Annotated in this window: 12 protein-coding genes; 6 read left to right on the top strand and 6 right to left on the bottom strand. The window is 69.5% G+C overall.

All coding sequences use genetic code 11. The features are described 5' to 3' along the window. Window positions 1-203: 203 nt before the first annotated feature. The 6 genes from V7067_RS05760 to V7067_RS05735 form a co-directional block, all read right to left on the bottom strand. Window positions 204-854, bottom strand: coding sequence for a GUN4 domain-containing protein (locus V7067_RS05760; RefSeq protein WP_334174930.1), 651 nt, complete (start codon window positions 852-854; stop codon window positions 204-206). A gap of 17 nt (window positions 855-871) precedes the next feature. Beyond that, the gene (feoB, locus tag V7067_RS05755) at window positions 872-2,710 is read right to left on the bottom strand and encodes a ferrous iron transport protein B (RefSeq protein WP_334174929.1); all 1,839 of its coding nucleotides are present in this window, start codon (window positions 2,708-2,710) and stop codon (window positions 872-874) included. Window positions 2,711-2,882: 172 nt separating this feature from the next. Next, on the bottom strand, window positions 2,883-3,152 hold the full coding sequence (locus V7067_RS05750) for a FeoA family protein (protein ID WP_334174928.1): 270 nt from the start codon (window positions 3,150-3,152) through the stop codon (window positions 2,883-2,885). 352 nt (window positions 3,153-3,504) lie between these two features. Next, window positions 3,505-4,143 carry a glutathione S-transferase gene (locus V7067_RS05745; protein WP_334174927.1) on the bottom strand — a complete coding sequence of 213 codons (639 nt, stop codon included), beginning with the start codon at window positions 4,141-4,143 and terminating at the stop codon, window positions 3,505-3,507. A gap of 16 nt (window positions 4,144-4,159) precedes the next feature. Continuing rightward, window positions 4,160-5,983, bottom strand: coding sequence for a Rieske 2Fe-2S domain-containing protein (locus V7067_RS05740; RefSeq protein WP_334174926.1), 1,824 nt, complete (start codon window positions 5,981-5,983; stop codon window positions 4,160-4,162). A 14-nt stretch (window positions 5,984-5,997) separates the two neighbouring features. Beyond that, window positions 5,998-6,873 (bottom strand): aromatic ring-hydroxylating dioxygenase subunit alpha, encoded by an 876-nt coding sequence (locus V7067_RS05735; RefSeq protein WP_334174925.1) that lies wholly within the window; start codon window positions 6,871-6,873, stop codon window positions 5,998-6,000. Between the two features lie 361 nt (window positions 6,874-7,234). Here V7067_RS05735 and V7067_RS05730 point away from each other — a divergent pair, with 361 nt between their 5' ends. From V7067_RS05730 to V7067_RS05705, 6 genes are all read left to right on the top strand, one after another. Continuing rightward, complete coding sequence (locus V7067_RS05730) at window positions 7,235-7,972, top strand: GntR family transcriptional regulator (protein WP_334174924.1); 738 nt, start codon at window positions 7,235-7,237, stop codon at window positions 7,970-7,972. Between the two features lie 64 nt (window positions 7,973-8,036). Beyond that, window positions 8,037-9,134 (top strand): BMP family ABC transporter substrate-binding protein, encoded by a 1,098-nt coding sequence (locus V7067_RS05725; RefSeq protein WP_334174923.1) that lies wholly within the window; start codon window positions 8,037-8,039, stop codon window positions 9,132-9,134. A 155-nt stretch (window positions 9,135-9,289) separates the two neighbouring features. Continuing rightward, window positions 9,290-10,804 (top strand): ABC transporter ATP-binding protein, encoded by a 1,515-nt coding sequence (locus tag V7067_RS05720; protein WP_334174933.1) that lies wholly within the window; start codon window positions 9,290-9,292, stop codon window positions 10,802-10,804. Next, window positions 10,801-11,880, top strand: coding sequence for an ABC transporter permease (locus tag V7067_RS05715; RefSeq protein WP_334174922.1), 1,080 nt, complete (start codon window positions 10,801-10,803; stop codon window positions 11,878-11,880). Before V7067_RS05720 ends, V7067_RS05715 begins: the two co-directional genes overlap by 4 nt. Window positions 11,881-11,889: 9 nt before the next feature. Then, on the top strand, window positions 11,890-12,810 hold the full coding sequence (locus tag V7067_RS05710; protein ID WP_334174921.1) for an ABC transporter permease: 921 nt from the start codon (window positions 11,890-11,892) through the stop codon (window positions 12,808-12,810). 318 nt (window positions 12,811-13,128) lie between these two features. After that, window positions 13,129-14,513, top strand: a 1,385-nt coding sequence (locus V7067_RS05705) for a sodium:alanine symporter family protein (RefSeq protein ID WP_334174920.1), incomplete at its 3' end; no start/stop codon positions are given.

Raw genomic sequence — 14,513 nt, 5'->3', positions numbered from 1 at the left:
TCCCGATTCTCGCCCGTGCCCGCACGGCGCATCACCGGCCCGGCCACGGCATCCGCCGGTTCAGAGCGCATCGGAGACCGGCGTCATGGCGCTGAGGCGATAAGGCAGCCGCGCTCAGGCCCGCCTTTCAGGGAGCCTGAAACAGCCGCGCGGCTTCTGCGCGCCGGGACGAACGGAACGGGGGAAAAGCTGGCCGGCCCTTCTCAGGGCTGGCAGGCGGCAAAGCGCTCGTCGAGAACATCGAACACGGCGCCGCCGGTCTCCGGGCTGCCGTCACGCCACTTGAACGGGGCGCGCACCCTGCGCTCCGGCATGAACACCGGCAGATGGCCGGGAGGCGCCGTGCGGGGTGAGAAATCGAGGTTCTCGTAGGTCAGCCAGCGGCCGTCGCGATACCAGCCGACCGCCGTGCCGAAGGCCACCAGCCGCCCGCCATCGGCGGAAAGCGGGACCGCCGCCTGCTCCGCGCCGGCCGCCGGCCGCGCCAGCCCCTTCAGCACCGCATCCTGCGCGGCAAAGCCGAAACGACCGCCGGACGCAGCCGAAAACAGCGTGTCGATATAAACGAGATCGGCACACGGCAGCGCCTGCGGGTCGTCGCGGCCGAGCCAGCCCTCGTTGGTGCGGTTGGCCAGCGCCAGCACGATTTCTGAGAACTCGGTGTTGGCGGCGCGGAAATCGCCGGCGGCCAGCGCGCTGCGCAGCGTCTCGTAACGCCGCGCCGGATCGCTGCGCAGGGCCGCGTCGGGCCACGGCACGGCCGGGGCCAGCAGCACCGCCACGCCGGCAACCAGCGCCGCCAGCACGGCAAGCCCGGCACCCGGCCGGGAGACGGAGGCAGGCAGGCGGACCATCGCGGGTTCCCCCCGTTTCACCGGAAGCCGAGCAGCAGCGCCGACTGATAGAAGGCAAAGGCGATCAGCCACGCATAGACGAGGGAGATCGCCAGCGAAAACAGCATGAAGCCCCACGAGCGGCTTTCCGCCTTCACGGTGGCGACGGTCGTCAGGCAGGGCGTGTAAAGCAGGCAGAACAGGCAGAAGCTGTAGGCTGCGGCGGGCGAAACGGTGATTGCGATCTGGTGCGCCACCAGCCCCGACGACATGGCATAGATGGTCGACAGCGAGCCGATGACGACTTCCTTGGCGATGAAGCCGAAGATCAGCGCCAGCGTGAGATAGGGGTTGATGCCGATCGGCGCCATCACCGGCTGCAGCAGTTCGCCCAGCCGGCCGCCCCAGGTGCCGAGACCGGTGGCATCGGTCGGAAAATTGGTGAGGAACCACACCGCCGCGGTGCCGAGAATGATGAAATTCGTCGCCCGCTTCAGGAATTCGCGCAGTTCGCCATAGCCGCGCAGCCACACCTGCCTGAGCGTCGGCACCCGATAGGGCGGCAGTTCCAGCACGAACGGCTCGGTGTTGCGGAACTGTTTCGAGCGCGAGAAGATCGCCGCCGCCAGAAAAGCCGCCACGAAGCTGATGACATAGAACGAAAACAGCACCAGCGGCCCCTGCGCGGGCGGGAAGACCGCAGCGATGATGAACACGAACACCGCCAGCCGCGCCGAGCACAGCGAGAACGGAATGATGAGCATCGAGAGCAGCCGCAGCGGCCGCGAGCGCATCACGCGCGTGCCCATCAGCGCCGGCACATTGCAGCCGAAGCCCATCATCTGCATCACGAACGCGCGGCCGTCGAGGCCGATGCGGCGCATCCACGTATCCATCAGATAGGCCGCGCGGGAGAGGTAGCCGCTGTCTTCCACGATCGCCATACAGAAGAAGAACAGCATGATCAGCGGCACGAACGAGGCCACCGTCGCCACGCCGAGCCAGACGCCGTTGACGAGAAAGTTGTGCAGCCACGCCGGCCCGAGGCCCAGCACGGGATCGAGAATGCGGCTCTGGACCCGGTCGGTGACGAACCCGACCCAGTCCTGCGAGGGCAGACCGATGCTCCACACGATGTAGAACACCCCGAGCATCAGCAGGAAGAAGATCGGCAGGCCGAGAATGGGGTGCAGCAGCCAGCGGTCGAGCCGCTCCGTGACGGTGCGCGGCGGCACGGCGGGATAGTGCACCGCCCCCGCCAGCGTTTCGGCCAGCGTGTCGCTGCTCATCAGGGTTGCCCGCAGGGTGTCGTAATCGGCCAGCACCGGCGGCGTTTCGGCACGCGCGGCCAGAGCGGCGGCAACGGAGGCCATCGCCTCGTGGAAACCCAGACCATATTTGGCGCTGATCAGATGAACCGGCAGGCCGAGGCGCCGCGACAGGGCAGCGGTGTCGATATCGATACCGGCCTTCGCCGCCTCGTCGGCCATGTTCAGCATCACCACGGCCGGCAGGCCGAGCTGGCGCACCTGCAGCGGCATCAGAATCTGACGGTCGATCTGGCTGGCGTTGATGACCACGATCACCAGATCCACCGCATAGGTGCGCAGAAAGTCCGCCACCACCCGCTCGTCGTCGGAAAAGCCCTCCAGATCGTAGATGCCGGGCAGGTCGACGAATTCCACCTCGCGGCCATCCAGACGCACCCGCGCGTTGGAAAGGCTGACGGTGATACCCGGCCAGTTGCCCACATAGGCCCCGGCCCCGGTGATGCGGTTGTAGAGCATCGACTTGCCGGTGTTGGGCTGGCCGATCAGGGCCACGCGGGGCATGGCATTGGGCGCGGCGCTGAGCGTGGCAGGCGATGAGCAGTGCATGGCGGGTTCCGCGGCCGGCGCCGGGCGGCGCGGCCTTTCGTATCCGGGCGCGGGCGCCGGAGAGCTTCTGGGCTGTCGGGAACGGCGGGATGGCTGGCGGCCGGTGCCGCAGAGGGGTCGCTGCGCGGGGCTGCCGCTCAGAACCGCGCGGGCGGACCGGGCGCAGCCGCCCTCAGAGCGGCCGCACCTGAACGAGGGCGGCCTCCGCGCGGCGAATGGCGATCTCGGTGGCGCGCCCGGCCCGCACGATGAACGGGCCGCCGAACCAGCCCTGACGCACCATCGTCACTTCATTGGGGTGGGTCACGCCCAGCGCGCGCAGGCGGGTGGCGAGGCCGCTTTCAAAAATGCCGGCCTCGATGGCGTGCACGATGGCCCGCTCGCCGATGCGAAGACGGTCGAGCGTCGTCAGTCCGGCCGCTACAGTCTCTTCTGCACTCATCGCACCCCCCCGAAAAGATGTCGGATGCCATTCGCCCGCCGCAGTTCCCCGACCGGCCGCGCAACGCGCCGCAAACCGGGGCCGGGCCGGGCCCTATTCCGTCCCCTCGTCTGTCATACAGAGTCCGGCCGACGCCGCGCAAGCCATAAAATTGCGCAAATAACGCCGCACAACTTACTTTATAACAGATCGAAACTGAACGAAGTCTGTTTCCGTCTCCGTCTCGGGGGAGAAGACGCCATGTCCGCGACCGGGCCGGGGCGAGCCGGAAGCATTCTTAATAGCACCAGTGCATGGCGATTTGGAGGCATTGTCAACGGTGTCCGCTGCGACCCGCTGACCGGCGGGCCGCTCAGGCCGGCCCGGCCGGAAAAACACCCGGCATGACGGTGAAGCCGGGAATGCGCTTCACCCGGTCCGTCCAGCGGCGCACGGAGGGGTAGTCCTGCCGGGCGATGCCCCCTTCCTCGCTCAGCATCACATCGGGAAAGCAGGCGATATCGGCAAGGGTCGGCGCCGGCCGTGCGCAGAGCCATGCACCGCCGGCGCGCTCGCGAAACCACAGGTGCTCGTCCAGCACCTGCAGCAGACCATGGGCACCGGCCCGGCAGGCCGCAACATCGGCGGCAATGAGAAAGCCCTCTGCCAGCCGCGCCACCCCGGCCGTGGCCGCGAGGCGGGCGGAAAAGGCCAGCCACTGGCCGATTTCCCCCAGCGCCTGCGGCTCTGCCCGCGGATACCAGCCGCCGCCGGCATCGTAGCGGCCGGCGAGATAGACGAGGATCGCCGTCGCCTCGTACAGCACGAAGCCTTCGTCCTCGATCACCGGCACCTCGCCCAGCGGGTTCAGCCGCCGGAAGGCGGGCGAGCGGTTTTCGCCGCCGGGAAAACAATCCACCGGCACCGGATCGTGGGCCACGCCCAGAACGGAGAGCAGCAGCCGCACCTTGTAGCAGTCGGCCGACAGTGCAAAATCGTGAAGCGTCAGCATGCGGTGTCCCCGGATATCAGATGTCGAGCACGAGGCGGGCGGACCGGGCGCGCGACACGCAGGGCAGGAAGCGCCCCTCCGCCCGCTCCCCGGCGCTGAGGCAGACATCGCGATGATCCGGCTCGCCGTCGATCACGTCGCACATGCAGGCCCCGCAGGCGCCCTGCTCGCAGGAAGACGGGATTTCCACGCCCGCCTGCTGCAAGACCTGCAGCACGGTGCGGCCCTCCGGCACGGAGAGCGTCAGGCACGAGCGTGCCAGCGCCACCTCGAAGGCGCCGGCGGTGTCGGGCGCCTCGGGGTTGGCGAAATATTCCGCCCGCACCGCATCCGCCGGCCAGCCACCGGCGGCGGCGGCCGCGCGCGCCGCCGCCAGCATGCCGGCCGGGCCGCACAGATAAACCTGCCGGCCGGGGCGATAGTCGCCCAGCAGCGCCGCGAGCGCGGCCCCGGTCCCCTGGGCATCGAGGCCGGGGTGGACAACGGCGCGGGCGCCGAGATCGTCCAGCCGCTCCGGGAAAGCGAGATGGGCGCGGCTCTGCGCAAAGGCATGCAGCGTGAAGGCAAGGCCCGAACCGGCCAGTGCCTGCGCCATCGCCAGCAGCGGCGTCAGGCCGATGCCGCCGGCAATCAGCAGCGTGTCGGTGGCATCGCGGCGCAGCACGAAGGTGTTGCGCGGGGCGGAAATGGCCAGCACATCGCCCTCCCGCACGCTGTCGTGCAGGCAGGCCGAGCCGCCGCGGCTTTCCGCCTCGCGCTTGACGGCGATGACATAATGCCCGCCCTCGCCCGGCGCATTGACCAGCGAATAGGGCCGCACCAGCCCGTTGGGCAAGTGCACATCGATGTGCGCGCCCGGCTGCACCGCCGGCAGATGGCCGGCGAGCGGCACCAGCCGGAACGCGGCAATGCCCTGCGCCGTCAGCCACTTGCGCGCCACCTGCACGCGCAGCGCCGGCTGCACGCGCGGCCCCTCTGCGGCCGCCTCAGGCCCGGCTTCCGGGCCGTGCGCGACAGGCGCCGCCGGCGCAGGCGCAGACACCGCGGGCGCGGGCCGCCGGGCGGCCTCTGCCGCGGCGGCATCGCGGATCAGCGCCAGCCGCTCGTCGTGGTGATGCAGCACCGCCAGCCGGCCGGCTTCCGCCGGCACGCCATCGAGGATGCCGCGGATGACGGAGCGGCCGGCATCGACGGGCTGCACGAAGAACACGGCGCGCGTCTCCGCACCCTCCTCATGCGCCCGCAGGGTCAGGCTGAAAGCGTCGCCGGCCTCCGCCGTCACCGCCGGCGCGCCGTCGCCGCCCGCGCGGGCCGCAATATCCGAGGGGCGGAAGCGATAGCTGCGCAGATGGCGCATCGCGATATCCGCCGGCGCGGCAACGGCAACAGCCCGCAGCACGAACGGCGTGCCGCGCTCCAGCGCCGGCACCGCCGGCACCGCGCCGCCCGCCCCGAGGCTCGACCACACCAGACCGTAGCGCGCGGCGGACGGAAAGGTGCGGTTGGCGATGGTGCGGGCCGGCGCATTGGCCGGGTGCGCGGGAATGTAGGTGCAGCCGGCGGTGCGGCTGGCATAGCGCCAGCCGTGATACTGGCATTTCAGCTCGCGCCCGTCGCTGATGCCGATGGAAAGCCGCACGCCGAGGTGCAGGCAGCGGTTCTCCCAGACATTGAGGAAGCCGTCGTCGGCCTGCCAGACGGCCAGTTCCTGCCCTTCGATCGCGGCATGGAACACATGGTGGCCGGAGAGATCCTCAAGCGCCGCAACCGGGTGCCAGCGCCCGGCCGGAAGATCGTCCGCGAGGGTGGAAACGGAAGAGGGGGAAGCAGTCTGTGACATGTCGGCCGGCTCCGTCAGCGGGCAGCGGGAAGGGTGCCGTAGGTCACGCCCTTGGCGCTCAGCCAGCGGCGATAGGCAACGGCGGAGCGGTCGGCCCGGATCGGGGTCTCGGCGCGGGGATCGAGCGGCAGGCGCTTCGGAATCTGGTTTTCCAGAATCGGCTTGTCCTGCCCGAAGATGGTCTGCTGGAAGGCGCGGATCGCCTTGTCGTCGTTCTCGTCGTCGAGGATGCACAGCATCATGTGAGCGCGCACGCGCTCCTCGCCGACGGGCTGCAGGAACAGCCCGATCACGTCGAAGCGCGCCGGATCGGCTGCGCTCGACTTGTAGAGCACGGCGCAGAAGGGGTGCGGCACGCGATAGACGTAGTTCACCTCCGCCCCGCCGTGCGAGGCAGCGGCCGCCATCGGCTGGAAGAAGCGGCAGCGGGTGGCCAGCACCTCGTCGCGCTCCCCGGAAACCTCCACGTCGTAATCCTTCACCTCGGTATGGGGTTCGGCGCCGAGAATGTCGGTGTGGACATAGGGGAAGTGGCCCATGTCGAGAAAATTCTCGATGGCCCGCGGGGCAGAGACATTGACGCCCATCGTCACCGCATTGAAGCAGCGCCGGTCCGGCTCGTCATATTCGGGAATGGGAAACAGCGCCGGCGGCGGCGTGCCGTACGAGGTCCACACATAGCCATAGGCCGCCAGCGCCGGCAGCGGCGCGGCCGCGGCCTCACCGGGCCCGCCGCGCCAGACGCGCACGGCCCCCTCGCCCTCCACGACATAGCTCACCCGCCCGCCCATCAGCACGCTTTCCACCGGCCGGCCGCGCGGCGCCTCGGCGAGCGCCCCCACCGGGTGCCACAGATTGAGGATGACCGGGTCGTGACACTGGTCCTGCATCGCCGTCTTCCCTGTGCGCTGAGCCGCCGCAACCACCGGGGAAGCGCCCGGCCTCACGGTTGTTTGGATGCTTATCTAATCTAGATTGGATATCAATTCTGAATAATAGGCAGACCGATCCTAAATTTTGACATTGACAATCCCGGAGGGATGGTTGTGATCTGTGCATGCCTTAATGCTGGGCAGATCCGGCCCGCTGCCACGCCGGCACCGGGGTTTGGTCCGGGTTGCGGGCCGCCTGCCGGCCGGTTAACCCGCCGGCGGGCCGACTTCGTCCCGCATCGCCAGAGCCCGGCCCGCCAGAGCCTGCCCCGCCAGAGACCGACCCGACAGAGACCGACCCGACCAGAGCCCGCCCCTCATGAGCAGCCGTTCGCAGGAAATTGCCGCCATCCTCACCCGGGCGATCCTCGATCACCGGCTGGTGCCCGGCTGCAAGCTCGGCGAGCGCGAGCTGTCGGAGATCTTCAATGCCAGCCGCATCGTGGTGCGTCAGGCGCTGATCCGGCTGGCCGACGACGGGCTGGCGCAGATCGAGCGCAACCGCGGCGCCTTCGTTGCCCGCCCCAGCCTGCAGGAGGCGGTGGAGATCTACGATGCCCTGACGCTGGTGGAGAACGGCGTTGCCGGCCAGCTTGCCGACCGCCTCGGCCCGGCCGGCTGGGCGGAACTGCGCCAGCACGTCGAGCGGCAGCGGCAGGCCTTCGCCAGCCACAACCACGCCCTTGCCGACGAACTGGGCGAGGAGTTCCACAGCCTGCTGGTGCGGCTTTCGCGCAACCGCGTGATGCAGGAGATCCACGCCCAGCTCGTGCGCCGCACGCGGCTGCTGCGCTCGCTGATCTCCGCCGACTTCGAATATTGCCACCTCATCGACGAGCACGCCCGCATCGCCGAGCTTCTGGAAAAGGGGCGCGTGAAGCAGGCCGCGGAACTGATGAGCAGCCATTATCGCCGCGTCGTCCACGGCTACATCATGGACCGCGCGGTCTATCCCGAACGCACCCCGCGCGAGGCTCTTGCGCCCTATCTCAGCCCCGGCGCGGCGGCCCTTTCCGCGCCCGGCGACGATGACGACCGCGAGGGGCACGCGCCCTGACGGCCCGCCCGGCAACCACGAGGAGCCGGACCAGCCGGCCCGAGCTTTCCCAGAAGGACCCGACATGACGACAACGACACGACGCGATTTCCTCCGGGCCGGCGCCGCCCTCGGCACCGTGCTCGGCACCGGCCTTGCGCCCCGCCTGGCGCTGGCCGCCGACGAACCCCTCAGGATCGGCGTGGTCTATGTCTCGCCCATCGCCGAAATCGGCTGGACCAAGCAGCACAGCCTCGGCGTGGAAGCGATCGAGAAGACCTACGGCGACAAGGTGAAGATCACCGTTCTCGATAACATCTTCACCCCGCAGGATTCCGAGCGGGTGTTCCGCCAGCTTGCCGCCGATGGCAACAAGCTCATCTTCGGCACCAGCTTCTCTCACGGCACGCCGATGCAGAAGGTGGCGCCGCGCTTTCCCAAAACGGCGTTCGAGCACTGCTCCGGCATCGTGCATCTCGCCAATCTCGGCCTCTTCGAGGCGCGCTACTACGAGGGCACCTACGTGGCCGGCGCGGCCGCCGGGCACATGACGAAGAGCGCCAAGATCGGCTTCATCGGCGGCTTCCCGATTCCCGATATTCTCTATTCGGCCAACGCCCTGCTGCTCGGCGCCCAGCGTGTGAACCCGGCGATCACCTGCAACGCGCTGTTCCTCAATTCCTGGTACGATCCCGGCAAGGAAAAAGAGGCCGCCGCCACCCTGATCTCGCAGGGCTGCGACGTGATCTGCTCCATGACCGACACCGCAACCGGCGTTCAGGTGGCCGGCGATCACGGCGTGTGGTCGATCGGCTATGCGAGCGACATGGCGCGGTTCGCCTCCGGCAAGCAGCTCACCGCCTTCACCCTCGACTGGTCGAGCGACTACCTCAACAACACCCGCGCGGTGATGGACGGCACATGGAAGCCGACCGTGCGCTGGGACGGGCTGGGGGCGGGCGTGGTGAAGATGGCGCCCTACAACGACCAGATCCCCGCCGCCGCCCTTGCCGGCGTGAAGCAGCTTGAGGCCGATGTCGCCGCCGGCAAGGTACTGCCGTTCGCCGGCGAGGTGAAGGACCAGTCCGGCAAGGTGCGCGTGGCCACCGGCGCCGCCCTTTCCGACGACGAAATCCGCAGCATGAACTGGTTCGTCGCCGGCATGGTCGGCAAACTCGGCTGACCGCCGCCGCTTGCACGGCCCTTGCACCGGCCACCGGAGCCCCGCGCCCCGGTGGCCGCAGCGCCCTGTCAGGAATGCCCGTGTCCGCACAGACCCCGCCTTCGTCCCGGCCCGCCTCGCCGGCCCCTTCCGCCGCCCCGCCGCCGCGGCTGGAGCTGCGCGGCATCTGCAAGCGCTATCCCGGCGTGACAGCCAACGACGCCATCTCGCTGTCGATTGCGCCGGGCGAGATCCACGCCGTGCTCGGCGAAAACGGTGCCGGCAAGTCGACCCTGATGAAGATCATCTACGGGGCGGCGGCGGCCGACAGCGGCGACATCCTGTGGAACGGCCGCGAACTCGGCCCCCACAACCCGGCCCGCGCCCGCGCGCTGGGCATCGAGATGGTCTACCAGCACTTCGCGCTGTTCGAGTCGGTGACGGTCGCTGACAACATCGCCCTCGCGCTGGCCGGCCGCCACGACCGCGCCGCGCTCAGCGCCCGCATCCGGGCGCTGTCGCAGCGCTACGGCCTGCCGGTCGATCCCGGCCGGCTGGTGCATCACCTTTCGGTTGGCGAGCGGCAGCGGGTGGAAATCGTGCGCTGCCTGCTGCAGGCGCCGCAGCTGCTCATTCTCGATGAGCCGACCTCCGTGCTCACGCCGCAGGCTGCCGCGGCACTGTTCGTCACCCTGCGCCAGCTCGCCTCGGAAGGGTGCAGCATCCTCTATATCAGCCACAAGCTGGACGAGGTGCAGGCCCTGTGCGACAGCGCCACGGTGCTGCGCGGCGGCCGGGTGACCGGAACGGCGCGGCCGCGCCAGAGCGATGCCATGGAACTGGCGCGCATGATGGTGGGCTCGGACCTGCCGCAGATGCGCGTGGCACCGGCAACGCCCTCGCCGCAGCCGCGGCTGGAGGTGCGCAGCCTCTCCGCCGCCCCGCGCGATGCCTTCGGCACGGCGCTCCGCGACGTGTCGCTGGCGGTGCACGGCGGAGAGATCGTCGGCATCGCCGGCGTTTCCGGCAACGGGCAGGCGGAACTCACGGCCCTTCTCAGCGGCGAGCGGCGCCACCCGCGCGCCAATGCCGTGACCATCGACGGCACCCCCTGCGGCCGGCTCGATGCCGGTGCCCGCCGCGCACTCGGCCTTGCCTTCGTGCCGGAAGAGCGGCTGGGCCGCGGCACGGTGCCGGCCCACAGCCTGCGCCAGAACATGGTGCTGACCGCCCACCGCAGCGGCGCAGTGCGCCATGGCTTCATCGACCGCGCCCGCGCCGGCGCGCTGGCGCGCGCCGTCATCGGGCGGTTCGGCGTCAGGGCCAACGGCGTCGATGCCCCGGCACAGAGCCTTTCCGGCGGCAACCTGCAGAAATTCATCGTCGGCCGCGAGATCGGGCTCGAACCGAAGGTCCTGCTGGTCGCCCAGCCGACCTGGGGCGTGGATGTGGGCGCCGCCGCCTTCATCCGCCAGACGCTGGTGGACCTCAGCCGCGCCGGCACCGCGGTGCTGGTGATCTCCGAGGAACTCGACGAGCTGTTCGAGATCTGCGACCGCATCGCGGTCATGGCCGGGGGGCAGCTTTCCGCCCCGATGCCGCGCACCGCCACCAGCCGCGAGGCCGTCGGCCTGATGATGACCGGCCAGACCGGCCGCAGCGGCGACACCGCCGGGGAGCGCCAAGAATGATCTTCCGGATCGAAAAGCGGCCCGCGCCGTCCGCCCCGATGCGCGTTCTGGCGCCGGCGGTGGCCGCGGTGCTGACACTGGCGGCGGGCGCGGTGCTGTTCGCCGGGCTCGGCTACGACCCCGCGGCCACCCTCGCCACCGTATTCCTTGAGCCGCTGAGCGACCTCAACGGCGTGTCGGAATGGCTGCTCAAGGCCTCGCCGCTGATCCTGATCGGCTGCGGGCTGGCGATCGGGTTCCGCGCCAATGTGTGGAACATCGGCGCGGAAGGGCAGCTCATCGCCGGCGCCATCGCGGCAACCGGCGTGGGCCTCTTCTTCCCGGCGCCCGAAAGCCCACTGCTGCTGCCGCTGATGCTGGCGGCCGGCATGGCCGCCGGCATGGCGTGGGCGGCGATCCCGGCCTTTCTGCGCGCCCGCATGAACACCAGCGAAATCCTCGTCACGCTGATGCTGACCTATGTGGCGACGCTGTTCCTGTCGTGGCTGGTGCACGGGCCCTGGCGCGATCCGGCGGGCTTCAACTATCCGCAGACCGCGCTGCTGCCGCCGGCGGCGATGTGGCCGCTGTTTGCCGATGCCTACCGGGTCAACGTCTCCGTCTTCCTCACCGCCGCGGCAGTGGTGGCGACATGGCTTTTCACCGACCGCAGCTTCCTCGGCTATCGCATGGCGGTGAGCGGGGCGGCGCCGCTGGCCGCCCGCTATGCCGGCTTTCATGAATCGGCGGCGGTGTGGATGGGGCTTCTGGCCGGCGGCGCGGCGGCCGGCGCGGCAGGCATGATGGAGGCGGCCGGCCCGCTCGGCCAGCTTTCGCCGCAGATCTCGCCGGGCTACGGCTTTGCGGCCATCATCGTGGCGTTCATCGGCCGGCTCAATGCGTTCGGCATCGTGCTCGGCGGGCTGCTGATGTCGCTGCTGTTCCTCGGCGGCGAGGCTGCGCAGATGAGCCTCGGCCTTTCGGCGGCGCTGACGCGCATCTTTCAGGGGCTGCTGCTGTTCTTCCTGCTGGCAGCCGACTTCTTCATTTTCTACCGGGTGGTGCGCGTGCCCGCGCCCGCCCGGCGCGCACCCTGAGAGGCGGCGATGGATCTGTTCACGGCGATCTTCACCGGCACCATCGTGGCGGCAACGCCGCTGCTGTTCGCCGCGCTCGGCGAGCTGGTGGTGGAAAAGGCGGGCGTGCTCAATCTCGGCATCGAAGGCATGATGCTGCTCGGCGCGGCGGTGGCGTTCTGGGCGGTCATTTCCGGGCTGCCGACGGGGCTTGCCGTCGTTGCCGGGGCGCTGGCCGGCGCGGCGGCGGCGCTGATTTTCGGCGTGCTCGCCCTCACCTTCCTCACCAACCAGTATGCCGCCGGGCTGGCCCTCGCCATCTTCGGCTCGGGCGTTTCCGCCTTCATCGGCCGCGGCTTCGGCAGCGATCCCATCGAGGCGCTGCACCGGCTGTCGCTGCCGGTGCTCTCGTCGCTGCCGGTGGCCGGGCCGCTGCTCTTCCGCTTCGATCCGCTGGTCTATCTGGCGCTCGCGCTGTTTGCGGCCATCGCGTGGTTTCTCTACCGCACCAAGGCGGGGCTGGTGCTGCGCACGGTGGGCGAATCGCCGGAAACCGCCCACGCCATCGGCTATCCGGTGATCCGCATCCGCTACGCGGCGGTGCTGTTCGGCGGGCTGATGGCCGGGCTCGGCGGGGCCTATCTCTCCGTCGCCTACACCCCGCTGTGGGTGGAGAACATGACCGCCGGCAAGGGCTGGATCGCGCTGGCTCTGGTGGTGTTCGCCACCTGGCGGCCGCTGCGGGTGCTGCTCGGCGCGTGGCTGTTCGGCGGCATGAGCATTCTGGAACTGCAGGGGCAGGCTCTGGGCCTTGCCGTGCCGTCGGAGCTGCTCGCCGCCCTGCCCTATCTCGCCACGATCGCCGTTCTCGTGCTCATTTCCCGCAACCGGCAGATGATGGCCGAGCACTTCCCGGCCTCCCTCGCCCGGCCTTTCCGGCCGGCGGGCTGAGCGACGCCCGCTGCGGACCGCGCCGGCGGCGCGGCAGCGGGCGGGGGCGGGGCAGCGGCAGAGAAGGGCACGGGCCGGGCGGGCTCGCCGGGCCTCGCAGGCAGGGCGGCAGCACGCGGCCCTGTGACCAAATTTCCGCCTCAATTCGCGGCGGGCACCATCGACCGGTTGCCGGCTTACCGCTACCATTCCCACCGATCGTGCCCGCCAGTGCCGCTTCGTGGCCCCGAAGGACACGCCGGCAAGCCGGTCTGAACGCGGTTCAGAGCCAGTGCGGACGCACCGGCTTCGGGAAACCGCTCCGCCAGAGGAGCCCGCATGAACGCCGTTATCGACTTTCTCAACACGATTTTCTGGGGCTATGTGCTCATTTACGGCCTGCTGGCCGTGGGCATCTATTTCACGCTGCGGCTGAAATTCATCCAGATCGTGCATTTCCCGGAAATGATTCGCGCCGTGCTCGGCTCCCGCAAGGCCGACCGCGGCGGCATCACGCCGTTTCAGGCGCTGTGCACCAGCCTTGCCTCGCGCGTCGGCACCGGCAACATCGCCGGCGTGGCGGTGGCGCTCTATCTCGGCGGACCGGGGGCAATCTTCTGGATGTGGATGGTGGCCACCGTCGGCATGGCCACGGCCTATTCGGAAAGCACGCTCGCCCAGCTCTTCAAAGTGCGCGACGATGCCGGCGACTATCGCGGCGGCCCGGCCTATTACATCGCCAAAGGGCTGAAGGCGCCGTGGGCGGCGGCGCTGTTCTCCGCCTGCCTTATCCTGTCCTTCGGGCTCATCTTCAACGCCGTGCAGGCCAACTCGATTGCCGGCGCGGTGCAGGGCGCCTTCGGCGTGCCGCCGGTGGCGACGGGCGTGGTGGTCGCGGCGCTCACCGCCGTCATCATCTTCGGCGGCATCGGCACCATCGCCAGAGTGGCCGAGGTCCTCGTGCCGTTCATGGCGCTGGGCTATATCCTCGTCGCGCTCTATGCCCTCGTCACCCACATCGGCGCCGTGCCGGCCATGCTGTGGCACATCATCGGCAGCGCCTTCGGCATTCAGGAGGCGGCAGCCGGCTTCACCGGCGGCATCGCCGCGGCCATGATGAACGGCGTCAAGCGCGGCCTGTTCTCCAACGAAGCCGGCATGGGCAGCGCGCCGAACATCGCCGCGGTCGCCACCCCCGATCCGCACCACCCCTCATCGCAGGGTCTGGTGCAGGCGCTGGGCGTGTTCATCGACACCATCGTCATCTGCACGGCCACCGCGCTGATGATCCTGCTCGCCGATGTGCTGAAGCCCGGCAGCGGCCTCACCGGCGTTCAGCTCACGCAGGCCGCCATGAACGTGCACATCGGCGTTGCCGGCAAATATTTCATCGCCATCGCGCTGTTCTTCTTCGCCTTCACCTCGATCATCGGCAATTATTCCTATGCCGAAAGCTCGATGGTCTATCTCGGCGCGGGCCACCGCACCGGCATCGTCGTGCTGCGCCTCGCCGTGCTCGCCATGGTGGTGTGGGGCTCCGTTCAGGCGGTCGATACCGTGTTCAACCTCGCCGACGCCTCGATGGGCCTGATGGCCACGATCAACCTGATCGCCATCGTGCTGCTGTCCGGCCTCGTGGTCAAACTGACCCACGACTACGTCGCCAAGCGGCGCAGCGGGCAGGAACCGATGTTCGAGGCCCATCAGATGCCCGAACTGGAAGG

The organism is Pseudoxanthobacter sp., assembly GCF_036822375.1.
Taxonomy (GTDB): Bacteria; Pseudomonadota; Alphaproteobacteria; order Rhizobiales; family Segnochrobactraceae; genus Pseudoxanthobacter.
This window is presented reverse-complemented; position numbering and strand designations above follow the sequence as displayed.